The organism is Nocardia sp. NPDC003963 (genome assembly GCF_053605105.1).
Map to the genome: position 1 here is coordinate 59630 of NZ_JBSGIP010000024.1, position 25995 is coordinate 85624.

The 25995-nt window shown below is 66.5% G+C and carries 23 protein-coding genes and 1 pseudogene; 8 read left to right on the forward strand and 16 right to left on the reverse strand.

Annotation, left to right across the window (positions count from 1 at the left end; translation table 11 throughout):
* Positions 1–11: 11 nt before the first annotated feature.
* From ACWEWT_RS27110 to ACWEWT_RS27130, 5 genes are all read right to left on the reverse strand, one after another.
* Entirely contained in the window at positions 12–851 is an 840-nt protein-coding gene (locus ACWEWT_RS27110) for an ABC transporter ATP-binding protein (protein ID WP_452563056.1), read from the reverse strand.
* Positions 844–1923, reverse strand: a complete 1080-nt coding sequence (locus tag ACWEWT_RS27115) for an ABC transporter permease (protein ID WP_452563058.1) — start codon at positions 1921–1923, stop codon at positions 844–846. Before ACWEWT_RS27115 ends, ACWEWT_RS27110 begins: the two co-directional genes overlap by 8 nt.
* A complete protein-coding gene (locus ACWEWT_RS27120; protein ID WP_452563060.1) occupies positions 1923–2813 on the reverse strand; it encodes an ABC transporter permease in 891 nt (296 codons plus the stop codon). The genes ACWEWT_RS27115 and ACWEWT_RS27120 overlap by 1 nt, the downstream gene beginning before the upstream one ends.
* Positions 2810–4495 carry an ABC transporter substrate-binding protein gene (locus ACWEWT_RS27125; protein ID WP_452563062.1) on the reverse strand — a complete coding sequence of 562 codons (1686 nt, stop codon included), beginning with the start codon at positions 4493–4495 and terminating at the stop codon, positions 2810–2812. The genes ACWEWT_RS27120 and ACWEWT_RS27125 overlap by 4 nt, the downstream gene beginning before the upstream one ends.
* A 345-nt stretch (positions 4496–4840) precedes the next feature.
* Positions 4841–5722 carry an ABC transporter ATP-binding protein gene (locus tag ACWEWT_RS27130; RefSeq protein WP_452563063.1) on the reverse strand — a complete coding sequence of 294 codons (882 nt, stop codon included), beginning with the start codon at positions 5720–5722 and terminating at the stop codon, positions 4841–4843.
* Positions 5723–5738: 16 nt separating this feature from the next.
* Here ACWEWT_RS27130 and ACWEWT_RS27135 point away from each other — a divergent pair, with 16 nt between their 5' ends.
* Positions 5739–6266: a hypothetical protein gene (locus ACWEWT_RS27135; RefSeq protein ID WP_452563065.1), complete on the forward strand. Its 528-nt coding sequence runs from the start codon at positions 5739–5741 to the stop codon at positions 6264–6266.
* Between the two features lie 38 nt (positions 6267–6304).
* Here ACWEWT_RS27135 and ACWEWT_RS27140 read toward each other — a convergent pair whose 3' ends face one another.
* The 8 genes from ACWEWT_RS27140 to ACWEWT_RS27175 all read right to left on the reverse strand — a co-directional run bounded on the left by ACWEWT_RS27140 (position 6305) and on the right by ACWEWT_RS27175 (position 15453).
* On the reverse strand, positions 6305–7732 hold the full coding sequence (locus ACWEWT_RS27140) for a GMC oxidoreductase (protein WP_452563067.1): 1428 nt from the start codon (positions 7730–7732) through the stop codon (positions 6305–6307).
* On the reverse strand, positions 7729–9255 hold the full coding sequence (locus tag ACWEWT_RS27145; protein WP_452563069.1) for a gamma-glutamyltransferase: 1527 nt from the start codon (positions 9253–9255) through the stop codon (positions 7729–7731). The genes ACWEWT_RS27140 and ACWEWT_RS27145 overlap by 4 nt, the downstream gene beginning before the upstream one ends.
* Positions 9252–9887 (reverse strand): cyclase family protein, encoded by a 636-nt coding sequence (locus ACWEWT_RS27150; protein WP_452563071.1) that lies wholly within the window; start codon positions 9885–9887, stop codon positions 9252–9254. Before ACWEWT_RS27150 ends, ACWEWT_RS27145 begins: the two co-directional genes overlap by 4 nt.
* A 145-nt stretch (positions 9888–10032) precedes the next feature.
* The gene (locus ACWEWT_RS27155) at positions 10033–11556 is read right to left on the reverse strand and encodes a glutamine synthetase family protein (protein ID WP_452563073.1); all 1524 of its coding nucleotides are present in this window, start codon (positions 11554–11556) and stop codon (positions 10033–10035) included.
* The gene (locus ACWEWT_RS27160; RefSeq protein WP_452563075.1) at positions 11549–12904 is read right to left on the reverse strand and encodes a Rieske 2Fe-2S domain-containing protein; all 1356 of its coding nucleotides are present in this window, start codon (positions 12902–12904) and stop codon (positions 11549–11551) included. The genes ACWEWT_RS27155 and ACWEWT_RS27160 overlap by 8 nt, the downstream gene beginning before the upstream one ends.
* Positions 12905–13422: 518 nt before the next feature.
* On the reverse strand, positions 13423–13713 hold the full coding sequence (locus ACWEWT_RS27165) for a hypothetical protein (protein WP_452563077.1): 291 nt from the start codon (positions 13711–13713) through the stop codon (positions 13423–13425).
* A 799-nt stretch (positions 13714–14512) separates the two neighbouring features.
* A complete protein-coding gene (locus ACWEWT_RS27170) occupies positions 14513–14647 on the reverse strand; it encodes a hypothetical protein (protein ID WP_452563079.1) in 135 nt (44 codons plus the stop codon).
* Positions 14648–14826: 179 nt separating this feature from the next.
* Positions 14827–15453, reverse strand: coding sequence for a hypothetical protein (locus ACWEWT_RS27175; RefSeq protein ID WP_452563081.1), 627 nt, complete (start codon positions 15451–15453; stop codon positions 14827–14829).
* A 555-nt stretch (positions 15454–16008) separates the two neighbouring features.
* Here ACWEWT_RS27175 and ACWEWT_RS27180 point away from each other — a divergent pair.
* Together ACWEWT_RS27180 and ACWEWT_RS27185 are read left to right on the forward strand one after the other, a co-directional pair.
* Positions 16009–16209, forward strand: coding sequence for a hypothetical protein (locus ACWEWT_RS27180; protein WP_452563102.1), 201 nt, complete (start codon positions 16009–16011; stop codon positions 16207–16209).
* Positions 16210–17057: 848 nt separating this feature from the next.
* Positions 17058–17282: a hypothetical protein gene (locus ACWEWT_RS27185; protein ID WP_452563083.1), complete on the forward strand. Its 225-nt coding sequence runs from the start codon at positions 17058–17060 to the stop codon at positions 17280–17282.
* A 71-nt stretch (positions 17283–17353) separates the two neighbouring features.
* Here the strand turns inward: ACWEWT_RS27185 and ACWEWT_RS27190 are convergent, their stop codons facing one another.
* On the reverse strand, positions 17354–18502 hold the full coding sequence (locus ACWEWT_RS27190) for a LacI family DNA-binding transcriptional regulator (RefSeq protein WP_452563085.1): 1149 nt from the start codon (positions 18500–18502) through the stop codon (positions 17354–17356).
* Between ACWEWT_RS27190 and ACWEWT_RS27195 the strand changes: the two genes are divergently transcribed.
* The 5 genes and pseudogenes from ACWEWT_RS27195 to ACWEWT_RS27215 all read left to right on the forward strand — a co-directional run.
* Positions 18496–19764 (forward strand): MFS transporter, encoded by a 1269-nt coding sequence (locus ACWEWT_RS27195; RefSeq protein ID WP_452563087.1) that lies wholly within the window; start codon positions 18496–18498, stop codon positions 19762–19764. The genes ACWEWT_RS27190 and ACWEWT_RS27195 overlap by 7 nt on opposite strands.
* A 24-nt stretch (positions 19765–19788) precedes the next feature.
* Complete coding sequence (locus ACWEWT_RS27200) at positions 19789–22260, forward strand: beta-glucosidase (RefSeq protein WP_452563089.1); 2472 nt, start codon at positions 19789–19791, stop codon at positions 22258–22260.
* 24 nt (positions 22261–22284) lie between these two features.
* Complete coding sequence (locus ACWEWT_RS27205; RefSeq protein ID WP_452563091.1) at positions 22285–23196, forward strand: SDR family NAD(P)-dependent oxidoreductase; 912 nt, start codon at positions 22285–22287, stop codon at positions 23194–23196.
* A 37-nt stretch (positions 23197–23233) separates the two neighbouring features.
* A complete protein-coding gene (locus tag ACWEWT_RS27210; protein ID WP_452563093.1) occupies positions 23234–24229 on the forward strand; it encodes a Gfo/Idh/MocA family protein in 996 nt (331 codons plus the stop codon).
* Positions 24230–24402: 173 nt separating this feature from the next.
* Positions 24403–24693 (forward strand): annotated as a pseudogene (locus ACWEWT_RS27215) (SDR family NAD(P)-dependent oxidoreductase); the annotation flags it as partial.
* 230 nt (positions 24694–24923) lie between these two features.
* Here ACWEWT_RS27215 and ACWEWT_RS27220 read toward each other — a convergent pair.
* Both ACWEWT_RS27220 and ACWEWT_RS27225 read right to left on the reverse strand, forming a co-directional pair.
* On the reverse strand, positions 24924–25184 hold the full coding sequence (locus tag ACWEWT_RS27220; RefSeq protein WP_452563104.1) for an ester cyclase: 261 nt from the start codon (positions 25182–25184) through the stop codon (positions 24924–24926).
* A 3-nt stretch (positions 25185–25187) separates the two neighbouring features.
* Positions 25188–25910, reverse strand: a complete 723-nt coding sequence (locus ACWEWT_RS27225) for a substrate-binding domain-containing protein (RefSeq protein WP_452563095.1) — start codon at positions 25908–25910, stop codon at positions 25188–25190.
* Positions 25911–25995 lie beyond the last annotated feature (85 nt).

A 25995-nucleotide genomic window follows, 5' to 3' on the forward strand; every position in this document is an offset into this window, starting at 1 on the left:
TGCGGTAGCGCTCAGGCGCCGCCGGGCAGCGTGAGGAATTTGCGCCGTGGTCCGCGCAGGCGCGGGATCGCGGCCAGCAGCCGTTTGGTGTAGTCGTGCCGCGGTGCCGTGAGAACATCGGTCACCGGCCCGCGTTCCAGGATTTCGCCGTCGTGGATCACGCTGACATCGTCCGCGTACCGGCCGACCACCCCGAGATCGTGCGTGATCAGCAGGACGGCGGTATCCATCGAGCGCGCCATCGACACCATCAGCTCCAGGATCTGGGCCTGGATACTCACATCGAGAGCGGTCGTGGGCTCGTCCGCCACCAGCACCTTCGGCTCGCACGCGAGGGCGATGGCGATCACGACTCGCTGTCGCATACCGCCGGAGAACTCGTGCGGGTAGGCGCGGGCGGCCCGGCCGGGATCCCGGATACCGACCGTCCGCAGCATTTCGACCGCCTGCGCCCGCGCGTCCTTGCGGGAGAGGCCCGCGTTGACCTGTATGGTCTCGGCGATCTGGTGTCCCACCCGGTGCATCGGGTTGAGACTGCGCATCGGGTCCTGGAACACCATTGCCAGCTCCCGGCCGCGCAGGCCCCGCAGCACCCGTTCGCCGGCCTGGAGGAGATCCGTTCCGGCGTAGCGGATCTCGCCCTCGATGCTGGTCCGGGGGCCACGGGTCAACCCCATGACGGTCGAACCGGTCACCGACTTTCCCGACCCGGATTCACCGACAAGGGCGTGGATACGGCCCGGTGCCAGGGCCAGATCGACACCGCCGACCGCCTGCACCGGTCCGCGGTCCGTCCGGAACGTGACCCGCAGTCCGCGGATATCCAGGACTTTCGATTCCGCTTCACTCACGACGCAACCTCGGATCGACACTCAGTACGGCCAGGTCGACGATTGCGTTGACCAGGGTGAACATCAGGGCGATCGCCAGTGCCGCGCCCTGGAGAAGGAAATAGTCGCGTCGGTCGACGGCCTCGACGAGGAGGCTGCCCACACCCGGATACGAGAAGACCGCCTCGATGATGACCGCGCCGCCGAGCAGTCCGCCCAGCAGCAGACCGCTCATCGTCAGGATCGGTACGGCCGCATTGCGCAGAATGTGTCGCGTATCGATGGTCCGCTCGTCGAGTCCCTTCATCCGCGCGGTGCGTACGTACGGTTCCGATCGTGAGTCGAGGAATGCCGCGCGGGTCACCCGGGTGAGGAATCCGGCGCTGGTCGCCGCGAGGGTGAATGCCGGGAGGACCAGATGGGTGAGCCACGGCCCGACGAGATCGAAACGGTTCTGCACGAACGCGTCCACGAGCACGAATCCCGTGGTCGGGGCGTACTCGACGCTCGCCGGCAGCCGGCCGAGGATCGGCAACCAGCCCAGCTGGACACCGAAGACGATGATCGCGATCAGCGCCACCACGAACCAGGGGAGCGAGAACCCGATGGTCGCGCCGAGCCGGATCGCGCTGTCGATCCAGGTGCCCTGGAATCGTGCTGCGACGATGCCGGTGACCACACCCATCAGTACGGTCAGGAAGATGGCGGCGACCGCCAGTTCGATCGTCACGGGAACGGTGTCGGCGAGCAGGCTGCTCACCGTGCGGCCCGAGTAGAACGACTCGCCCATATCACCGGTGAACAGTCCGGTGAGGTAGTTCCACAGCTTGACCGGTAGGGGCGCGTCGAGCCCGAGATCGGCCCGGAAATCGGCGATCTCGGCTTCGGTGATCGTCGAGTTGGTACTCGTGAGCTGATCCACCGGGTCGCCCGGGAGAGCATGCGCCACGAAGAACACGATGACCGCGACGAGCAGTCCGACGACCGGCACCATGGCCAGCCGGCGCAGGATCGCGGATCCGGCGATCCGGCGCAGCAGCGCACCGGGACTTCGGGTGGGCGGTGCGAATGCGACCGCGTCGGCCGTGGTCATCAGCGTCCCTCGATATCGAGCGCGTCGCGCAGATCGTCGCCGACGATATTGGCGGCGACCGCGAACAAGGTGATGAGCACACCGGGGATCAGGCAGAGCATCGGATAGGCGAAGATGAATTCCTGACCCGAACGCACCATATAGCCCCAGTCGGGGGAGCCGGCGGCCTGTCCGAGCCCGAGGTAGGACAGGGCCGAGGAGAGTCCGGCGGTGACGGCCAGGGTCGAGGTCGCCTGCACCAGAAGCTGTCCGGAGATGTTCGGCAGGATCTCCCGGGTGGCGATGCGCGGGCCGCGGAACCCGAGTGCCTTCGCGGAACGGATGTAGTCCTGCCCGCGTTCGGCGAGGGTGAGATTGCGGGCCGGCCGCGCGAAATAGGGGATCTGCGAGACCGTGATCGCCACGATCATATTGGTCGTTCCCCCGCCCAGTAACGCGACCATCAGTATCGCGACCAGGACCAGCGGGAAGGCCAGCAGCACATCCATCACCCGCATGACCACGGCGTCGAGGACGCCGCCGGCATAACCGGCCAGCATGCCGAGTGCCGACCCGATGAGCCCCGCGCCGGCCGCACTGCCGAGGCACACCATCAGCAGTGGCCGGCCGCCGGCGAGCAGGCGGGCCAGGAGGTCTCGGCCCAGTTCGTCGGTTCCGAGGATATGTCCCGTGCTGCCGATCGGCTCGAATGCCTGCGCGGCCTGTGCCAGCGGATCGGTGTCCAGCAGGGCCGGACCGAGCGTCAGCACCAGTGCATAGACGATCAGGACGGTCCACGCGAACCACGCCAGCGGGCGCCGCAGGATCCGGCGGTAGCGCCATCGGGTGCGCCAGGTGCCGGAGCCGGTCGCCGGCACGGTGACCGGTGCGGACGAGGCCATCGCGCTCATGCCGTCAACGCCGCCTTCTGCAATTGGGCTCGCTGGCTGGCCAGCGGTGCCTCCCCGATATCGGTGGATCCGGCGGAGGCCACGATGTTCCTGGTGAAGGCGATCACCGCGATACCGGCGATTTCCTCCGCGTAGATGCGCTGCGCCTCGGAGTAGATCGCGGTGCGCTCCGCGACGACATCGGTCCGGCGGGCCCGGGCCAGCAGACCGTCCACCCGGGCCGCGATCGCCGGATCCAAGGTGGGGACGCCGACCCCGCGCGCTCCGTAGCTGCTGACCGACGAGAGCATGTTGCCCGCCATATTGTCCGGGTCGGGGATGTAGCCGCTGCGTTCCCAGATCGCCAGCTCGTGGTTGGCCAGATCGAAGAACCTGCCGGCGAACGAACCCGGGTCCAGCAATTCGACTTCGGGAACCAGACCGATCTCCACCAGGTTCTGCTCGATGATCTGGGCGGCGCGCGGGTACCAGTTGTTGTTCTGCGCGATCAGGCTGACCGGCGAACCCGTGGCACCGGCCTCGCCGATCAGTTTCGCGGCGGCCGCGGTATCTCGTCTCGACAGATCGGCCAGCGCCGGATCGTGCGCGATATCGGCGGCGGGCAGGGCGAATCCGGTGGGTTCCTCGGCGTACCCGGAGAATGCGTTCGCGACGACCTTCGCGCGGTCGATACACAGGCTGACGGCCTTGCGGACCCGGATATCGCGCAGCACACCCTTGGTCACGTTCATCACCATGTGGATGTTGACCCGGTTCGGGGTGTCGTACACCGACACCCGGGGGTTCGCCGCGAGCGCTTTCGCGGCGGAGTGCACCACGAAGGAGGAGGCATTGATCTGGCCGCCCTGGAGGCCGGCGTTGAGCGACGAGGCATCGGCGACCTGCTGGAGCACCAGCCGGTCGATTACCGGGGATCCCCCGTAGTAGCCACTGAACGCTTCGAGGGTGATCGCCTGCTGCGGGGTCACGGAGGCGACCTTGAACGGTCCGGTGCCGATCAGGTTGCGCCCGATGTCGCGTCCGAATCGGTCGAGTGCGGCAGCCGAGACGATCCGGGCCGAGATATCGGAGGCCATGGCCGGCAGGACGAGGTCGGGTTCTTTCAGCCGGACGACGAAGGTGCGTTCGTCCGGCGCCTCGACGGCCGCGATATTGCGGTTGGTGCCGCTGCGCAGTGGGCGCGAGGACGCGCTCGGGAGGGTGGGATCGCCGTCGTGGATCTGCCGGTTGTAGGTGCGGACGCAGTCGTTCGCGGTGAATATCGTGCCGTCGTGGAAGCTGACCCCTTCGCGCAGGGTGAAGGTGACCGTACGGCCGTCGTCCGAGGTGGTGACGCCGGTGGCGAGTGCCATCTGCACGGCGGGGTCGACGAAGTCGAAGGTGGTCAGACCGCTACAGATCGAGTCGACCGCGAGCCAGTCGCCGAGCGTGGTGTACACGGCGGGATCGAGTACGCCGTTGGTGCCGTCGATCGCGAAGGTGAGGGTGCCGCCTTTGCGGATCTCCGCCATCTTCGCGTTGCCGCCGCCCTGGCCACACGCAGTGAGGAAGGCGCCCACACCCATCGCGCCCAGACCGACGACTCCGGCATTGACGAGGAAACCCCGGCGGGACAGCCGGACGGGAAGGACCAGTCCACCGTTCTCGTCACGAATTTCGTTGCGTCGTTTGAAAGCACTCACTCGAGAATCTCCGATCACGTGGACGCTTGATGCGAAAGTAGCACTATTGGATCCATTCTCGAGGCAAATGCATCCACAATTTACGGGTGTGTAATGCAGCGGGGTTGCCGGTGATTCGCGAGAAACCTGGTGCCGGGGGAGTGCGGTCGGTCGCATACCGTGCACCCGGCGATTCCGGTATGGCCGGTGTGTTCGGAAGGTCGTACCCGGGGCCGGGCGCGCACCGGTGCGATGGCGCACGTGGCTGCCGGCCGTCTCCCGGTGAACCGCCGCCGCCCACGTGCCGTTCGTGTGCCGACCCCGGGCCGTGTGCGGTCGGCGGCGGGGTTGCCCCGATTGTGCCCGCTAGACGACGGAATCCGCCGGCCGGACGATATCGTCGAGCTCCGGGACCGCGTCGATCAGTGACTTCGTGTACTCGTGTTGTGGGTCGGCGATGACTTTCTCGGCGTCGCCCAGTTCGACGAGCTCCCCGTTCCGGAGCACTGCGACGCGGTCGCACATGTGCCGGATCACACCGAGATCGTGTGAGACGAAAACAATGGTGAGCGCATGCTTCTCCCGCAGCTCCACGAGAAGGTCGAGCACCTGCGCCTGTACGGAGACATCCAGCGCCGAGACCGGCTCGTCGGCGAACAGGATTCGTGGCCGCGCGGCGAGGGCCCGGGCGATCACCACCCGTTGCAACTGTCCACCGGAGGCTTCCGACGGGTACCGATGGGCGAAATGCGCGGGCAGCCCGACCGAGGCCAGCAATTCCGGCACGGCGTCGGCGCCGGGTGTCCGGCCCGAGCGCGCGCGCAGGGCGTCGGTCAATGCCGCGCCGATGCGGCGGCGCCGGTTGAGTGCACTACCCGGGTCCTGGAAGACCATCTGCAAATCGAGTCTGCTGGACCGGGGTAAGCGCAGTGTGGCGGGCAGCGGCTGCCCGAGGTAGCCGACAGACCCGGAGTGGATCCGTTCGAGGCCTGCCATCGCGCGAGCCAGGCTCGACTTCCCGGAACCGGATTCGCCGACCAGGCCCAGGGTTTCGCCCTGTACTACCTCGAGGCTGATGCCCCGCACCGCATGGGTGCGTGTTCTGCCGGAGCGGTACACGATGCGTACCTCGTCTGCGGTCATGATCGGGAAGTTCGATCCCTGCGATACACCCATGGCGTCCGCTCTCCTCGGATTGCCGGGATCCGCGCGACGCGCGAATCCCGGGTTGCCCAGGACCGCCATCATTGGGGATCCTAGATTTATGACATTGTATCCATCTGGTCTGGCTGTGTACGACCGGAATCTGTGGGATGCCGCGGTCGCGGCTCTGTCCCGCACCTACCGAACCGGCCGGCACGAGGTGGCGGCCGCGATCCGTACCCGGGACGGCGCTGTCCACCTCGGCGTACATATGGCCGGTTCCGCGGGACGCTCGTCGGTGTGCGCGGAGGCGATGGCGCTCGGCGCGGTGCTCGCGAACACCGAGCCGGCGCGGAGTCTCGCCGACGAGATCGACACCGTCCTGGCCGTGCTCTACCGGCCCGGACCGGACCGGGGGACGATACGAATCGTCTCCGCCTGCGGGCTGTGCCGCGAAATTCTCGTCGACTACTGCCCCGATGCGTGGAACTACGTGCACGTCTTCGAGCAGGCACCGGTCTCGGGCGAGGTATCGAGTCGTCCCGAGCCGACACGCGGAATCACCGGTCCGATAGCGCTCGCCCCGGGTGGCGCGCAGCGGTGGCGGGTTCGAGACCTGATGCCGGGAAAGAACATCCGGCCGTGGTGACCCACACCCCGCACCGGTGCCGATGAATGCCGGTGCCCTCACGACAGGTCCTGCGCGAGTCGCTGCGCCGAACGCCAGGCCAGCGCCTCGACCGTCTGCACCGGACCACGCCCACCGGTTCCGGGGAAGGTCGACGAGCCGACCACCACCAGGCCGCGCACCGTATGACACCGTCCGTACCCGTCGACCACCGACCTCGCCGGGTCGGTACCCATGCGCGCCCCGCCGTACAGGTGTGTGCCCAGCGGTTGCGGTCGCAGTTCGGTGACCCACACCCATCTCGCGCCCGCGGCTTCCAGCCAGGCACACATCCGGGCACCGAGAAATTTCGCGCGGGCCCGATCGTCGTCGGCCAGATCCAGCGTCAGCCGGGCCACCGGGCGGCCGAGCGGGTCCGTCGTGTCCGGGTCGAGATCGATGCGGTTCACCTCGCGCGGCAGCTGGTCCGGTTGTGCCCATACGGTGCCGATCGAGTGCTGCTGCGCGTGAACCCACTCCGCGGCCCGCGCGGGCCCGGCGAGATCGGGTGGCAGCTCACGGGCCACCGCGTCGCGCCACCCGTCGGTGCGCGGTCCGGTCATCGCGGCCTGGAGGACCGACCCGCCGAGAAAGCCCAGTCCCGTGTGATCGAAGGCGTCGCCGTCGAACTCGGCGACCGCGGTGGCCTGCGCCGGGCCGCCTGCGTCACGGCCCAGATCGACATCCGGAAACCAGCCGTGCGCGACGAAGCAGTTGTGGGCCATGAAATGGCGCCCTACCTGATCGTTGCCGTCGATTCCGGACATCAGCAACAACCGTACGGTCGGGACCACCGCTGCGGCGACGACCACGGCGTCGCAGCCGATGCGCTCGTGGCGCCCGCCGAGAACTATCCGGACACCTGTCACCGAACCGGTGGAGTCGGTCTCGATCTCCCGCGCAATCGCACCTTCGCGCACCTCGACACGCCTGCGGTCGAGTAGCACGCTGCAGTCCGCGATCGCCGCGGCCGGTGCCGGAAACGGGTCCCAGCCCAGGCCGGCGGCCGCGGCGGACATCTTGCCGGTCCACGGCGTCGCCGCCCGTACTCCGACGGACATCACTCGCTCCACCTTGCGGTGGAATTCGTCGAGTTCCGCCGGTTCGATCGGCCAGTCGGCCAGATCCGTACCTGCCGGTGGTGCCTCCGGACCGTACCGGGCGTGGGTGCGGGAACGTGCTCGGAGCACCCAGGGATCGAGCCGGTAACTCTGCGGTGCGGCAGACAGTTTCGACCCGCCGACACCGTCGACACCGTCGGGTGGCGCCGATGCGGCGACGGCTTGTTCACCGGCCCGCCGGCGGACCGTCGGTGCCGGTGAGACCAGCGCGCAGCGTCCGGCACCACCGTCGGTCTGCAGCGCGACGACGCCATGACCGGCTCCCGCGAGGACGGCGCTCGCAATGATTCCGGCCGGTCCGAGACCGACGACCACGACCCGGCTCATCGCCGGACGACGAGTGCCGCGCCGTCGGCCCGCGGATCCGACGCCGCGGACAGTTGTGCGCCGGTGAGCCGGCACACCTGCACGTGTCCGGCTTCGTCCCACCGGGCGCCGCGACCCGAGACGGCCAGCCCGGCCGCGTGCGCGGCCGCCGCGAGCGACGGGTCCACCTCGGCCGATTCGGTGACGAGCGCCGGGCGGTCTCGTCCGATATCCACACCGCCGAAGACCCAGCGGTCGCGGGCCAGGACCGCACGCAGATCGGTGGTCGCCGGGTCGGCCAGGTCGCCGGCGACCTGCGCGAGAATCCACGGTTGAGCGCGCCCGCCCTGGCACCCGAGGGCGAGAACCCCGGCCTCGGTCACCGCGAGCACCGGGCTCAGCGTGTGGGGCGGCCGGGCCCCCGGGCGGAGGAACGCCGGATGCCGCGGGTCGAGTGAGAAGGCCGACCCGCGGCTGTGCAGCACGATCCCGGTCTGTGGTTCGACGAGTCCGGATCCGAAGCTCTGGAAGACACTCTGGATCAGTGTGATCGCGCGGCCGTCGGTGTCGACGGCGGTGACCGCGACCGTGTCGCCGGCCGGCTTCGGCGCGCCCGGGCCGGTTGTCGTGGCGAACACTTCCGACCCGTCGGCCGCCGCGAAGAATCGTGCGATGTCCACCGGTACCACCTGGGGATCGGCAAGTAGGGCATCGCGGGCCGCGGCCACCCGGACCCCGCGGGCCACCAGATCGGCCGCCCGGCGGCGCGCACTGTCGCCCAGCACCGCGAGCAGCGCCGCGGCCTGGCTGGGTGCCGGCGCGGCATACCAGGTGACATCGTCGATCCGATGGGTGAGCGCGGCGGTCACCTCTGCGCGATGGGCCGCAAGGTCGTCCCCGGTCAACGGGCTGCCGAGGCGCCCGAGTCCGTCGGCCAGCGCATGCGCCACCCGGCCGGTGTAGAAGTCGGCGGGGTCCGCGGCGAGCTGACGTAAGGTCGCGGCCAGCGCCGGTTGACGCCACAGCGCCCCCTCGGCCAACGGCGCGCCGTTGTCGAAGAAGAGGTCGGCGGCCCCGGGGTCGCGGGCCAGGACCGCGGCATGGGCGAGCAGTGCGCGCCGCAACCCCGGCGATACCCGGGTGCCGTGTTCGGCGATCTCCGCGGCCGTTTCCAGCGCCTCCGACAGGGGTCGTGCCGCGCCGCGGCCTACCAGTTCCCGCCACCCCGCGACGACGCCGGGCACAGTCACGGTCAGCGGACCACGTCCGGGCGTCCGCGCATGCTCGGCGCGGACGGCATCCACGTCGAGGGACGCCGCTGCGGCACCGGCCGAAAGCACCGCACCGACCGCGCCGTCCGGCTCCCGGACCACGGCGAGCAGATCTCCGCCGAGCGAACACTGGTGCGGGTACACGACGGTCAGTACGGCCGCCGCGGCCACGGCCGCGTCGATCGCGTTGCCGCCCCCCTCGACGGTGCGGGCGGCCGCCGCGGTGGCCTCCCGGTGGGGAGTCGCGACCGCGACACCGGCCGGGCCCGTCATCGTTGTACGAGAACGGCCCGCGCGGGCGCCGCCTCGCTGCCCTGCAGTTTGAGCGGTAGACAGATCATCTCGTACTCTCCGGCCGCGACCTCGCGCAGGTCGAGGCCCTCCAGGATGATCACACCGTGCGGTAGCAGTGCGTGGTGGGTGTCCCACTCGACGGTGTGCTCGGGCGATTCGATCGTCAGGTAGTCGATCGCGACGATTTTCACCCCGCGCGCCCGCAGCAGGGCGGCGCCGTCGGGCGCGAGCCCGACCCATTCGCTGGGCTTCGCGGCGGCCCGAAGGGCGCCGTCGTCCGAGGAGTTGACGGTCTTGAGGATCACCCTTTCGTGCCGGCCGAGCCCGGCCGCATCGAGTTCGGCCGCGCCGATCTGGCCGTTCACCCCCACGAGGTCGAGGACGACGGCCGGACCGACCAGGGTGTCCATCGGTATCTCGTCGACCGGCTGCAGGCCGTCCCGGAAATGCAGGGGCGCATCGATATGGGTGCCGGTATGCGATCCGATCAACCAGCGGGTGACGTTCGAGGCATCACCGCCTGCGATGGTCTCGACGTGGGTCACTTCGGGCTGTTTGCCCCAGTGCAGCATATCCGGGTGGATGGGGAGGGATATGTCGTAGATGCGCATGGTTCCTGCTTTCGGCGGCGACCGGGTCGCCCGTGGGTGGTACGTGTCCGAGTGTGGTTCGGGAATGTTTCGCGGGGGTGTCGCCCGGCTCCGGCTCTCGGTGAGCCCGGAAACTTCGGTGTGCTGTGGAGTATCGGAGTGCCGGTCACAACAGTCCGAGATATTCACGCTGTTCCCAGTCGGAGACATGGGCGAGGTAGCGCGCGAACTCGGACCGCTTGAGGGTGCTGTACCAGTTCGTCACCTCGGTGCCGAGGGCCGTCGCGAACACCGGATCCGCCGCCAGGGCGTCGAGGGCGGCACCCAGCGATCGCGGTAGCCGGGTACTGCCGGGGGCGTACGGGTTCTCCGTCGGCGGACCCGGGTCGAGACCCCGGGCGATGCCGTCCAACCCGCTGACGATCTGCGACGTGAGGTACAGGTACGGATTGGCGGCCGGCTCACCCGACCGGTTCTCGAGCCGGGTGTCCGGATCACCGGCGCTGCCGACGACCCGGATCATCGCACCCTTGTTGTCCAGCCCCCAGACCACCGCGTCCGGTGCCAGTGAGTAGGGCAGGTAGCGCTTGTAGCCGTTCACGGTCGGGGTCGCGAAGGCGGTGGCCGCGCCGGCATGGTCGAGGAGACCGGCCAGGTAGCACATCCCCACCGGCGACAGGGTGCCGCTGCCCTGCGCGGCCGGGAACGCGGGCCCGCCGTCGGCGATCCGGTGCAGCGATTGGTGCAGATGCCAGCCCGTCGACGCAGACTGCGCGCCCGCGGGCCGGGACATGAATGTCGCCCGGTAGCCGTGCCGGCGGCACAGCTGGCGGATCACGGAGCGGGCGAGCACGACATCGTCGGCCGTTTTCATCGGGCCGCCGGGTGCCAGGGTGATCTCCAGCTGGCTCGGGCCGAATTCGAGCTCGATCGACCGCAGGGGAAGATCGACGCCGACCAGACCGTCGTACAACACCTGCACCAGCTCGTCGAGCGAGTCCAGGCCCTCCTCGTGCAGCAGCTGGGCGCCGGTGCTCGTCGGGGACACCGGCACCGGCCGGCCCGGTGTGCCCGGTACTCCGACCTGATCCGCGTCCAGACCTCCGGAATCGGCGCGGAAGACGTGGAATTCGAGTTCGGCACCGGCGGTCAGCGTGTACCCCGCCTCCGCGAGGCGCACCTCCTGGCGCCGGAGGATCTCGCGTGGACTGAGCGGGACCGGCCTGCCGTCGGGGAAGTACAGATCGCACAGCATCCAGCCGGTGCGCCGCGTCCACGGCAACACCCGGAACGTGCTCGGGACCGGGACCATGACGATATCTCCGGCACCGCCGAGCCCCGGTATCCCGACGCCCGTGTCCGCCGCGAACACATCGAACACCGACCGGCCGGAGGTGTCCTTGAGCAGGAGGCTGGACGGTGCCGTCAGACCCGACCGCAGCACCCCGCGCACCGCCTGCCGGGTCATCGTCTTACCCCGCAGGATGCCGTGCTGGTCGACGAAGGCGAAACGGACCATTTCGATACCGGTCTCGTCGACGACCCGGCGCAGCTGTCCGGCCGCGGCGTGGTCCGTCTCGCTCCACAGGCCGTGCCGATCGACGAATCCGCCCCGATCCGCGGCAAGAAGTGGCCGAGCGCTCGGGCCCCGTCCACCCTCCGCGTACGGCCGGGCGTCCGGGTTACGCATCGCCGCTGCCGGCCGCGGCGGCCGGGTCCGCCGCGTCGATCGGTGTGGCCCAGGGCGATCGGGCGCGCCGACTGCTTTCGCGTTCCCGCCAGTGCCGTTCCCAGTGCCCGGCGGGTGCAATCGTGTCGACCGCCCGCGGCCCGCGCAGGTTCGCGGCCTCGGCGGCGGTCGTCACAGTCGCCGGAGCGCGGCCACCGGATTCGAAGGATTTCAACGCGCGCAACAGCATCCGCCGGTTGGCCGTCACGGCGCGGTCGGAGACACCGAGACGTTCCCGGGTGCGGTCCTGGATCGGGCCCATCGATTCGACGGCCCACTGGTCGTGCACATTGATATCCAGACCCATACCCGTATAGGTCAGGCTCCGCTGCTCGGACGGGTCGTAGCCCCAGTCGTTGCGCCGGTTGCGGACGGGGCGGTAGTCGGGCAGGGTGACCTCGGCGAGGCGTTGGGCCAGCAGTGTTTCCTTGTCGGTCTGCTCGGCGAAGTCGTAGAAGATCATGAACCAGTAGTGGTTCTCGTCGTCGACGGGAACATGCCACTGCGTGAACACCTTCGAGTTCCCGAACGGGACCACGAAGGCGTTCGGGAACATCAGATTGGTGACGCGGACGTGCGCGATCTCTTCCGTCAGCCGCCGGACCGCGAAGACCCGCAGCCCGTGGTCCACCTCCTCGACCTCTATATCCGGACGGTGGCTGTCGCCGACCAGTTCGGAAAGCTTGCGCCCGGTTCCCTCGACTTCCTCGCTGAACTGCTGTCCGTAGACCTCACGCGGGTCCGCCCCGACGAAGCGGTGCAGGAACGACACATGGCTCGGGTCGATACCGCCTTCGAGGCCCTGGAGCCAATTGCACTCCCACAGACCTTTGAACGCGAAGGTGTACTCGTCCGGAGCCGTGAAACAGTCGAATTCGGGGAACGGCGGGGGGTCGCCCGCGCCCATATAGGTGAAGATGATGCCGTTGCGCTCCGCGCACGGGTAGCCGGCGATACGTACCCGGGCGGCAAAAGAACTGTGCGCGGGCTCGGCGGGCTGCTCCAGGCATTGTCCGTCGGCGCCGTACAACCAGCCGTGGTAGAGACAGCGCAGGCCCCCGTCCTCGAGCCGGCCGTACGAGAGATCGACGCCGCGATGTGCGCAGAACCGGGATACCAGGGCCCAACCGCCGTCGGGCCGCCGGAAGAGCACCAGGTCCTCGCTCATGATCCGGATCGCCTTGACCGGACGGTCCTCGGGTAGTTCGGACACCAGCGCCGCGGGCTGCCAGTAGGAGCGCAGCAGGCGTCCCAGTGGCGCGTCCGGTCCGGTCCGCGTCAGTTTCTCGTTGTCCTCGTGCTGGAGCACCACGCCTCCTCTGCCCGGGCCGGTCGTCGCCCGGGGCTATCCGGCCCGTACCGCTTGAAGTATCCGATTGATCTGTGATTGTATCCAATCATAGATTTTGTGGATGGCAACTTCGGCGATTCACCCGCGCCGAGCCATGACGAGCAAAGGAGGTCGGATGTGCCCCTCCGCGATAGCGGTGTCGACGTGCCGGGTAGGGCAATCGCCCTGATCGGAATCTGTTCCGCGGCAATCCATACCGCGATAATCGGAAACCACACGAGCCCTCTCGCCGATGTTGTCACCGTCGCCCTGGTTGCCGGGTGCCTTCTGTGCAGCGCACACCTGTGGAATAGTCCGGCGCCGAGGCATTATGCGGCGTCCGCGCTGATGGCGCTCCTCATGCTTGCAATTCATCTGCCGGGTGGGGGACCTCACGTCCATGGGGCAGCATCCAACCCGATGCCGTCCAATGACTCGGGCCCGTCCGTGATCATCATGCTCGCAATGGGTTTCGCCGCCGCCGAACTGGTCTTCTCTTACCTGGTTCTATACCGGCGCACCCGCGACCTCCTTCCGGGGCACTCGCCGATGACGTAGCCATTCCATGGCGTGCGAATGCCGAGCTCGACCGCGCTCACGCCCTCGTCGAACGGCTGTCGGCCCCACTGCTCATCACTGCGGTTCCGATCGCTGCGTTCCCTGTCCCGCAGCCAGCGGCGCAGCGTGCAGATCTCGCCGGCGTAGACGCCCTTGGCGCTGCAGGAAGTCACGGCGGCCAGTTCGTCGCCTCCCTTGTCGGGGAGTAGGCGGCTGAGCCAGGCGTCCAACGGCTCCATCACCTCTCTCGGTGCGTCGGCACGCTTCCACCAGGTTCCGCAGATAGAAGTGGGTCTTGTGCGAACCGCTGGCTCCGACCCCGCGGAATACGCCTCTGGCAAAGCATGGATCGGCGATGGTCGGCCAGCGCAGCACCCCGTCCTCGACGAGGTCGAACCGCGGAGTAGGCATGGAATCGGATTCGGACTCGATGGGTAGGTGGCCGTGCGAATTGAGGAAGTCATAAGAATCGGGAAGAAGGGGACAACAGATCCCACATTTCGTCGACACCTGATTGCTGCGGAGGCTCGGTCAAGCGCGCCCAATCGGCGACGCCTACCCAGATGTCCACACTCGCGCTCCAACCCTCCTCGCATGCGGGTCGGGCTGCAACTGAGGCGGACGCCGGCAGCCTGCGCTGGTCTCCCGCACTCCGCATGCACAGCCGACCCGACGTGAGCAAGCACTTCGAGGAAGCAGTGATGCCGCCGCCCAGCCTCCTCGGGGGTTTCTTTCCATGAATCGCTCGTAGTGGCCAACAGGCAGCAGTCCTGGCCCGAACCCAATACAGAGTTGGAACGCCGTGAATACGGAAGGGAGGAAGCCACCGGAATGTATACGGTAACGGTATGCGCACCAAATGTGTGCACACTTATCGCAAGAGCAGTTTTCTGATCCCTCCCCGAGCACGGATTCTTGTAGCTGTCAGCAGATTTTTGCCGAGACTTTTGCATTGGCCGTACAGATAGGGGTGGAGTGGTCTGCGCGCCGGCTGAGCAAGTCCCGTTGAGGCTCCAACCTTCAACGAGTTCATTCCTGAGGTTCTTGGAGCCGAATCCGGCGCTCAAAGGCAGGCCTACGGCGCTTGTCGGCGGTTTCTACGCGCAGCGTGGGGCGCGAGCCGATGGTGATGAGCACGAATAAGACGCCGATCTGGGCGTTCATCACATCGGTCGTGTGCTGCACGCCTTCGGAAGTGATGGCGTGCTTTGACGTCGGCGGCCACACTTGCGGCCGGTGATCGCTTCATTCCGCGGCGCGCAGAACTCCTTGGTCATGGAGGCGCGGGAGGTGGCGGAGATTCTTGAGAGCCTCAAGGAACACCTCGAAGTTGTCGATCTTGTTCAGCGGCTGGGCGAGGAGTTTGAAGTCTCGGCGCATTCGTGCGCTCGTGGCGCGAATGACGTCGCCAGCGGTGGTGTCGTCAACCGCGGCGTCGATTCGGCGAGGGTGACCGCCGCATGGTCTCTGCTGCAGCCGGTGGCGTGGTCGGCAAGGAAGATCTCGATGATTCTGTCCAGCCGGTTGTCGCGTCGCTGGTCGTTCTCTCGGTCGCGCGCCAGCCGCAGCGTGTCGGAAAGCCGCTCAAGCAGCGCCGAAAAGGTTTCATCCAACGCGGGTGCCCCGGCCGGACGGGTGCCACCTTCGGAGTCCTCAAGGATCCCGAGTAGTTCCTTGGCGAAACCGGCTTTGCCGATCGTGGTGTCGAATTCGGTTTGGAACGCGGCGGCCAAGGCGTCCCACAAACTGCCATTCTTCGCTGGAATGGACAGGTTCACTGCTTCTTCGGTGAGTTTCTTGGTGGCCTCTTCGTCGTAGCCCAGTAAGTTCCGGGGATAGCGTCGCGCCGCCGATACCGCCAGACTTACCGGCACGAGATCTTCTGGTTCTCTGACGACCACGCCCTCGGTGATCTTCGGCGAGGCGGTGTCGGCCCATTCCGATAGCACGATCACCAGGTCGTCGTCCACGATGGGTTTGCGGTGCGGACCGCCGCGCTGGAGCTGTCTGCGGGCTGTCGTGCCGGCGCCATCGCCGTCGAGCAGCGCGGATTCGACAGCCGTGGCTGTCTATCGGCCGTAGCTGCGCGGATTGCTCAGCACATGCTCGACCGCTCGGTTGCGGGAGTCGGGCATTCGATATCGACGAAGGGATTCATGTGTCGGAAACGGGTGTCGAGGGCAGCGGCCGGACCACGGAGTCCGTGGCTCGGTCCGTGACAGTTGGTCGATACGATCCGCCGGCCCCCTTCCATGCGCCGGAGTCGCCCGGTGGCATGAAGCTGTGCCATGGCTGCAGCCGGCTGAATCGGTGCCGTTTCGGTATCGACAGCGAACGGCTGGGCGACGATGGCGTAGTAACCAGTCATGTGGTGTGTTCTCCTGCGGACGAAGGGGGCCCGCGAGTAGCCCACGGAGGCTGGACGGCAGGAGTGATGGACGAACTGGTCGGTCACACCCTGGTAGCTGAGCGATCAATTCGGGGTTACCGGTTCCCTCACGGTCAAATTCGTCCGTCCGGTGCCGGTGGGCTGGCCGTTGATTGGCCGGGCATGGGTCACCGGGACCGAGAACAGAGAGGTCTTTGTCCGCGCGACGCTGGAGCTCGAAAGCTCGGGGGCGACCCTTGCGGAAGCCGAGGCAATCATGATCAAACGACCGGACAACCATTTCGAACTGCACGAGGAATGGCTGGCAACCCAACACCTTCGGCCCGGTCCGCAGTAGTCCGTCGGCCGGCCTCGATGGTTTCGCTGTGGAGCACGGCTGCAGGCTATCCAGACTACCGGTAGCCGGTCCGAGCCGAATGCGGCTTGAACTCGGACCGTGCTCGCCTCGGCTACCCGCAAACGGAAGTGATGCAGTGGCGAAAGCTTTACCACAGGGGCTGTCGGGCGTTGTCGCGGGATGGAGCTTGGGCACGGTGACCTCCTTCCAGGTTCGCCTATCGGCACGTCAAGATGACCTGCCCCACCGGTTGGGTTCCAGCTCGGGTTGCTAACTGACAGCCTTACCGAAAGGCTGATTCACGTGCCACGCGCTTACCCCACCGAGTTCCGGACCCGAGCGATCGCATTGGTCCGGGCAGGCAAACCAGCCAAACAGACCGCAGTCGAACGCGCGGATCGTTGCCGTGGCCCGCGATCGAGACAAACTCGATGCGGTGTGTCGGGCGATCGCCATGCACGGTGGCACTGCCCGCAGCGCGCCTTGTGATATGAGTCGCGCCGAAGATGTCCACGAACCTCGCTGCCGGTGTTCTCGGCCGATTCGGCACACCGGACATAGTGATAAACAACGCCGGCCGGTCGATTCGGCGCGCGACCTCGGACGGCACCGACCGTGCCCATGATTACGAGCGGACCATGGCGGTCAACTATTTTCGGACCGGTCCAGCTGATCTTGGCACTCCTGCCCGCGCTGCGAGCCGCGTATCAGGGCCACATCATCAATATCGGCACCTGGGGTACCGCGGCGGGGGTCATGCCGAGGTTCACCGCCTCTCATGCGTCCAAGGCCGCGCTGTCCGCCTTCGGCCGGAGCTTGGGGGCCAGCTGCACGGGAGCGGAATCGCCGTGACCATTATCGGATTCCCGCTTGTGCGCACCCCGATGATCGCACCCACCCTCGCCTACGGTGAACGATCCGCGTTGCCTCCACAACGCGCTGTGCAGTGGATCCTTGCCGCAGTACGCGATCGTCCGGTCGAGATGTACCCGAGCTACGCGGGTACCCTGCGTTTCATTTCCGCCCTATCCCCGCGGATGGCCGACGCTCTCGTCCGAAACGCTGGTATCTGAGGAGTTTTCGACGAGCCCCGAGGAAATGCTCGATCACCGCGCCCGAAGCCGACACACTCCCTGGTACGCGATCAGCTCGATTCCCGGCGGATCACCCTCGGCTCGGGAGACGGGACCACGGTGATGACCTCGCCTGCGCGCATACGTTCAAGCCCGTCGAGGATGACATTCGCCATATCCGATGCGTCGAAGGAAATCGTGGTGATACTCGGTATGAAGACTGCACTGGTGGCGTAGTCGTCGGCACCGATGACCGCAATGTCGTCAGGTACCCGCAACCCTGCGTCGACGAGTGCTCGAACGGCCGCGAAGGCGAAGCGATCGTCATAGGCTATTGCCGCGGTCGGAGCGTCGGGCCGGTAGCGCAGCCCATGGGCCCAGTCTCGCAGGCTGAGTGGATCGGCATCCATATCGACGACGTCGAGTACCACCCTGTTTCTCAGTGCAGCCTCCTCGGCCGCCGCGAGCCGGTGAGCCACCAGGGTCTGGATCGAGGACTCGGTGGGACGCAGCCAGACCAACCGGCGGTGTCCGCGGGTCACCAGATGCTGAACGGCAAGGTGGCCATAAGAGGTTTGATCGATGACCAGCGACGGGGCATAGGTTACCGGCTCCGGGCCGAACAGAAGCAATGCGCGCACGCCGGCCAGACGCAGAATCTCGGTGGCGTCCTCGTCGCAGCGGGAGCTTTCCACGAACACCGCTTCGGGTCGGTATCTGGCCCATACCCGCGCCCCATCGACCCCGCCGATCTCATGGTCGGCGTGCACGATCGTCGGCAACTCCGCGCCGGGCGAATCCTGCGCGATCATCGCGAACGCCCGGTCCATCGCCCCGCCGAAACCGAGAATCGGCGCAGGTATGAGTAGGCCTTCAACCCCCCCGCTGCGCAGCCGCTGCGCGCGACTGTCAGGTGTGTAACCCAACTGAACCGCCGCCGCGTGAACCCGCTGACGGGTCTCCTCCGGAATCCGCGCGTCGGGCTTGTCGTTCAACACGTAGGAGACGGTTGCGCGTGAAACTCCCGCCAAGTGCGCGACATCGGTGCTGGTCGCTGGTTTATGCGGGCGTGGAGTGAACATTGCTCCGTCAGCGTACCCGGATCTGCTCACCAGATCACGAATGCTCGACCGGTTGCATCCCGGGCGGACACTCCGTATGGTTACACGTGTCATCACTTGCACGTGTAACCACCCTTTTCTAGGGGAGCGCAGTGTCATCGGCCATTGATGCAATCGACGATCCGGCCCCTGAATCCGACCCACCACACGACAAACGCACTGTACGGAAGCTGCTCGTTTCGCTGCCCGCCGGAAACATGGCGATCTCGCTGATCTGGGGGGCCGTACCATCGGTTCTTCTGCCGCTGCAGGTCCAGCAGATCGATGAAGCGTCGAAGGCGACCAATCTCGCGTTGGTGACCACGGTGGGAGCCGTGGCCGCGATGGTCTGTCAGCCACTTGCCGGGATGGTGTCCGATCGAACCCGCACCCGGTTCGGCAAGCGCAGCCCGTGGATGCTCACTGGAGCGCTTACCGGCGGGTTGTCCATGCTCGGGATGGCAGCGGCAAACACCGTATTTCAGCTGGTCGTGGCGTGGTTCTGCGTGCAGATCACCTACAACATCGTGCAGGGTCCACTCTCGGCGATACTGCCCGACCGCACACCGCGACGCATGCGAGGCACATTCTCCGCCGTTGTAGGCGTCGGTGTCTTCGTCGGCGGAATGGTCGGACAGGTTATGGGTGCCGCCCTGGCTTCCGATGTGGGTTGCGGCTATCTCGTTCTCGCGGGGGTCGCGCTCCTCGTGATCGTCCTGGTAGTACTGGCCAACCCGGAGGCGCCAAATCTCGCCGAAGCCCAGCGAACCTTTTCGTTGCCGCTGTTGCTCCGTAGCTTCTGGGTGGATCCGCGAAAGCATCCCGATTTCGCCTGGGCGTTCGTTGCGCGACTGTTTCTGCTTCTCGGTTTCTTCGGCACGTACGGCTACCAGCTCTACATCCTGCAGGACTACATCGGACTCGGTGATGATGCCGTGGATCTCGTTCCTGCACTCGGCGCGACTCTGATCGTTTCCACACTGCTGACCATTGTTGTCAGTGGTCCCGTATCCGACCGGATCGGGCGGCGGAAGATCTTCGTGATCGCGGCCACCGCCGTCATGGGCGTGGGCATGATCGTCCCGTTCCTCGCGCCGACCGTCGCTGGAATGTTTGTCTACACCGCGCTCTTCGGTCTCGGCTTCGGTTGCTACACCGCGGTCGACAACGCCCTGATCACCGAGGTGCTTCCAGCCTCGGAAGATGCCGCAAAGGACCTGGGCGTCATGAACATCGCTGCGTCCTTGCCGCAGACGCTGGCACCGGCGATCTCCGGTGCGGTGATCGCGTTGGCCGGCGGGTACGGGCCGTTGTTCCTGGTCGGCATCGTATTCGCCGTCATTGCCGCAGTCGCGGTGCTCCCGATTACTTCGGTCCGCTGAAAGCAATAACGGAAAGGCATAGGCATGAACAGTCGTATCACCGGTCTGGTGGCCCGACTCGACCTCGAACAGAAGATTCGTCTGCTGACAGGTTCGTCCTTCTGGACTCTGCACGACGAGCCGGCCATCGGATTACGTCAGGTGGTGGTCTCCGACGGCCCGGTGGGCATCCGCGGCCAGACGCTCGACGAGCGGGCTCCGTCGGCAGTTCTGCCATCCCCGACAGGGATCGCCGCGTCCTGGGACGAAGACCTGGTCTTCCGACTGGGGCAATTGCTGGCCGGTGAAGCCCGCTGTAAAGGCGTCGATGTCGTACTCGCGCCGACGGTGAACATCCACCGAACCCCGCGCGGAGGTCAGCATTTCGAATGTTACTCCGAAGACCCTTACTTGAGTGGAGCCGTCGGGACCGCGATGGTCCGCGGCATCCAATCCGCTGGTATCGGCGCCACCGCGAAACATTTCGTCACCAACGACTCCGAAACCGAACGCATGACAGTCGACGTGCGCGTGGACGAACGGACGCTGCGGGAGGTCTACCTCGCACCGTTCGAACGTATGGTGACCGAAGGCGGCGCGTGGCTGGTGATGAGCGCCTACAACAAGGTAGACGGCGCCCATATGTCGGAGAACCCACTTCTCTCGGATCCGCTGAAGCGGGAGTGGGGTTTCGACGGTGTCGTCATCTCCGATTGGAGCGCCACCCACAGCACCGAAGCCTCAGCGGAAGCGGCACAAGACCTCGTCATGCCCGGCCCGGACGCGCCATGGGGCGAGGCGCTGCTCGACGCGGTCCGTGCAGGCCGGGTCACTGTGGAGGCGATCGACGACAAGGTCACCCGGCTGCTCCGGCTCGCTGCCCGAGTCGGTGCCCTGGCCGAATTTCCGAAACCGGTGGCGTATCCGGTCTCGTGGACCCGGGAATCGGTGGCATCGACCTTGCGGGAGGCTGCGGCCGAGAGCATGGTGCTCATTCGCAACGACGGCCTGCTTCCACTCGACGTCGACTGGAAGCCGCGCATAGCTGTGATCGGTCAGCATGCGGTTCTACCCCGGATCCAAGGTGGTGGGTCGGCCTCTGTATCGCCGGAGAAGGTCGTCACTCCGCTGGAGGGGATCCGGGCCGCGTTTGGCAACGACCAGGTCGACTACGCCATGGGGCTTCGATCCATCACCGCTTTGCAGCCGTTCACCGGCGAACAGATCGACCACCCCGACAGCGGATCGCCGGGGTGGTTGCGAGTCCGGTTCCTCGACGCGTTCGAGGGTGTTGTCCGCGAGGAATCACGAGCCTCGGGAAGACTGCTCTGGCTGGGCGATCCGGTTCTCGTCGAGTCCGAGATCATCGAGGTCACGACGGTGTTCACCGCCCGGGTGGGCGGAGAGCATTTCTTCGGTTGCTCGGGTTTGGGTGGATTCGAGGTTCGGATCGATGGAGTCACGACCATCTCCGAGAAGATCGGGCCGGGCGATCGAGATCTCGTGGCCACGCTACTCGACCCGCCGACGCGGTGGGCCGGATGCGAGCTGGAGACCGGCCAGCGAGTCGATCTAGTTCTGCGATATCGCCGTGACCCGGATCTGCTGGACTTCCCCGCTGTCTCGTTCACCTTGGGAGTGACCGACCCGTATGGCACGGCCGACCAAGAACTCGGCCGCGCTGTCGCTGCCGCGGCGACCGCGGATGTGGCCGTTGTAGTCGTCGGCACCACCGACATACTCGAATCGGAGGGTATGGACCGCGCGACCCTGGAACTGCCGCCGGGACAAGACGAGCTGGTCCGCCGGATCGTGGAGGCCAACCCGAAAACAGTGGTCCTGGTGAACTCGGGCGCACCCGTGGTGATGCCCTGGCTCGACGACGCCGCGGCCACGCTGCTCACCTGGTTCGGTGGACAGGAGATAGGGTCCGCTATTGCCGATGTACTCACCGGAGCCAGGGAGCCCGGCGGCCGCCTTCCTACCACGTGGCCCGCGAACCACCACGATGTACCGGTCTGGCAGGTCGAACCAACAGCCGGCACCCTCACCTACAGCGAGGGGTTGCACGTGGGGTACCGGGAATGGCTGCGCCGCGCCGAGACGGGAGGTCCGGCCCCAGCGGCGGGATTCGGGACCGGAGTCGGCTATCCGGACTGGACCTATTCTAACCCCTCCGTATCCACTCGACTTGATTCCGCCGGTCGGCTCGACGGCCTCCTCGTACGGATCACTGTCAGCAATGTGGGTGGGCGCGCCGGCAAAGACGTCGCCCAGGTATATCTGTCCCGAACCTCGGACTCCGCGGTCGAACGCCCGGTGTGGTGGCTCGCCGGGCAACCGGTCGTCCGCCTCCCGGCGGAGGCATCGGAAATCGTCACCGTCGAGATCCCGTTGCGCGCCCTCCAGCACTGGTCCGTCGACTACCAGGAATGGGTGACTGAGCCCGGTGACTACCTGACCCGGATAGGACGATCGGTCCACGACATCCGGTCCGAGTTGCCCATATCCCTGTGAAACCAAGATGGCAAGGAGACAACCATGTCGGATCCGTTGATTCCCACCGATATCAGCAAGAAGACCATCGTGATCACCGGCGCGAGTGCCGGAATCGGGGCGGCTGCCGCGCGACGTCTGGCGGCGGCCGGAGCCACCGTTGTGGCGGTCGGCCGCTCTCCTGAGCGAACCGCAGCGGTCGCAGCCGAACTCGGCACCGAGCCGGTCGTCGCCGATTTCGCCGACCTCGGACAAGTCAGGTGCGCGGCAGGCAAGCTGTTGGAACGGTATCCCCGAATCGATGTCCTGGCCAACAACGCGGGCGGAGTATTTCCGGAACGCGTCGAGACTGTCGACGGACACGAGCTCTCCTTCCAGGCCAACCACCTCGCGGGCTTCTTGCTGACGCAATTACTGCTGCCCCGGCTGCGTGAGACCGCGCAGGAAACCGATGTACGTGTCATTGCCACGTCCAGTTTCGCCAACCGCTTCGCCAAGGTCCGAATCGACGACCTCGAATGGACCCACCGCCGCTACGGCAATGGCTGGCTGGTCTACTGCGCCACCAAACTCATGAACATCATGACAACCCGGCAACTCGCGCAGCACACGAGCGGCACGGGCATCTCGGCGCTCAGCTTCCACCCGGAGCCCGGCGCCGACGCGGTCCCGGGCGACAACAACGCTGCCGATACCACCGCCACCAACTTCGCGCACGATACCTGGATGATGCGTCTGTTCCAGCGGATACCAGGGCTGAGAAGCCAGCAGTTGACCGGTGCGCAGGGATCGCAACCGCTGGTGTGGCTGGCTTCCGGTCCACAGGTGCCCGATTACAGCGGCATCTATTTCGACGGCATGACCCCGCACGGCAGCATGAACCGGCAGGCATCCAACCCCGATATCGCCCAACAGCTCTGGGACCGCTCAATGGAAATGGTCGGCGCCTACCTCTGATGAGCAGACCCAGCCACCACCGGCCACCAGTCGGTCGATGATCACTAGGATAGGCGTACTCGGTGCGGCAGCCATCACACCAGCAGCCGTTCTCGCACCTGCGGCTTCCACTGCAGATATCGAAGTGGTCGCCATAGCCGCCCGAGACCCGGAGCGTGCCCGGCACTTCGCCGACAAACACGGCATCCCCGTGGTGCACGACAGCTACGCCGAAATGGTTGACGACCCCGGAATCGATGCGATCTACAATCCACTCCCGATCGCGTTGCACGGAATGTGGACGAGAACAGCGGTCGCCGCTGGTAAACATGTACTGGTCGAGAAACCCTTCGCCGCCAACGCATTCGAGGCGCAAGCGGTCGCGGCCGTGGCCGCGCAACGGCACGATCGCGTCGTCATGGAAGGCATGCATTACCGCTACCACCCGGTTGCGGAGAAAGCTGTTGCCATCGTGCGGTCGGGCGAGCTGGGCGAGATCCTGTCGATCGAAGCGTGGATGTGCACGCCGAACCCCCCGAACCGGAACCCGCGCTGGCAATACGCACTGGGCGGCGGCGCTCTGATGGAGGTGGGGTGCTACCCCGTCCATCTGTCTCGCACGCTCGGTGGAGAACCTCGTGTCACCGCAGCCCAGGCGGTACTCCACACACCGCAGGTCGATCGCAGTATCCGAGCGGACATGGAGTTCCCGAACGGAGCGACCGGCCGATTGACCGCATCGATGTGGTCACACCGGTTACTCGCCATCGGGGCACGCGTCCTCGGCACCGACGGAGAGCTCAGGATCAGCAACCCATTCGCCCCCATGCTCTGGAATCGGATCTCGGTTCGGCACGGTGCACGATGGCGGCACGAGAGGCTCACCCGGCAGCACACCTACCTGTTCCAACTGGCCGCATTCGTCGACTCGGTCCGGACCGGCAGTCAGATCCCGACCGATCCAGCCGATGGCGTAGCGAACATGGTCGTCATGGATGCCATCTACCGCGCCGCCGGCCTCCCGATACGGCAACCCGCCGAATCGGGAGCCTGAACTGATTCGCGCCTACCCTCCGGACTTCGGGTGGAACCCATCACGGATAGCGCCACACCAACCGCTTCTCTTGGTCCCGGGCCGGTGTCGGGCGCCAGGGGGCACGCGGTGCCGAGCCCGAACCGGAGCGCGCTCGGGCCGAGCGGAACAGCAACATCCAGGAGAGATATCACATGCGAGAACTGAACGAACGGGTCGCGGTCGTAACCGGCGGCGCGAGCGGAATCGGCCGCGCCCTGGCCGGTGCGTTCGCTGACCGGGGAATGAAGGTCGGGGTGGCCGATATCGACCGCGCCGCGCTGGACACCACAATGGCCGTACTGAGAGCTGCCGGTGCAACAGTAATCGGGCACCTCACCGATGTGGCCGACGAACAATCGGTAGCGAACCTCGCGCAGACGGCATTTGCCGAGTTCGGCTCGGTTCACCTGCTGTGCAACAACGCAGGGGTCGGCGCACAGGTCCCGGTCATCTCGGCGACCCTGTTTGCGCGATTCACCTCCCAGCAGCAGGATTCACCGGCCATGAAAGCTGTCGCGGGCACTTCGGCAGACACGAGGTCGAGAGGACCGGACCGGGCAACGCCCGATCTGACGTCGCTTCGATCACCGGTTCGCCCGTCACCGCTGGTGGTGTGCCCCGGTCGATCCGAGGGCGGCGATAGTCGTACTGCCGATCTCCATCCCGAACTGCATCATCGAGCCAGCGACCACATTTCGATCAGAGGTCCATCGTTGATGCGGAACAGGTGCATTTCCGGAGTGCAGAACTCCTTGCCGGTGGCCGACAGTCCGTGCCAGTCGCCGAGATCCCGCCCGGCGACGAAAACGAATGTCGCGACATAGTCACCTTCGGCGACCGACGTGCGGATGTCGTGATGCAGATCGGCGACCGTCCTGGACGGCTCTGCCAGCGAGTCCATGATTGCCGATGCCGACTTTACGGCCCGGTGCAGGAATTAGTTGGTGCATGACGAACCCTGGGTCGAGGAGGGAACGAATTGTTTCGAGATTGCCTGCGTCTTCTGCGTCGAGGAATGCCTCGACGTACTCCGGTCAGCTGGTTCGCGGCGGATCACCCGTGGTTCGGGAGCCGAGACCACTGTGACGGCCGCACCAGCACGCACGTGATCGAGCGCATCGAGGATGATGTTTGCCATATTCGACGCATCGAAGGAGATCGTGATGATACTCGGCAGGAAGACCACGCTGGTGTCGTGGTCGTCGGCGCCCACGACCGCGATGTCGTCGGGCACCCGCAATCCCGCATCGACAAGTGCGCGAACGGTGGCGAAGGCGAAGCGATCGTCGTAAGTCATTGCGGCGGTCGGGGCCTCGGACCGCAGGCGCAGTCCATGCGCCCAGTCTCGCAGGCTGCGCGGATCCGCATCCATATCGACGACGTCGAGTTCCACCCGGTTCTTCAGCGCGGCTTCCCGGGCGGCCGTGAGCCGGTGGGCTACCACGTCCTGGATCGGAGACTCTCTGGGGCGCAGGCGCAGCCATGCCAGCCGGTGGTGCCCCGCGGCGACGAGATGCTGGACAGCCAGGTGTCCACACGCGGATTGGTCGATGACCAGGGACGGGGCGTAGGTAACGGGTTCGGGCCCGAACAACAGCAACGCGCGGACACCGCCCAGCGCAGGATCTCGGCACCACCCGCCCCGGGCCAGCCGGAACATCGCTCGGCATCGGACGAGCCCGGGGCTCTGGGGTCGATAGAGCTAGATCATTCTGCCATTGATGCCGTGAAGCACGGTATCGATG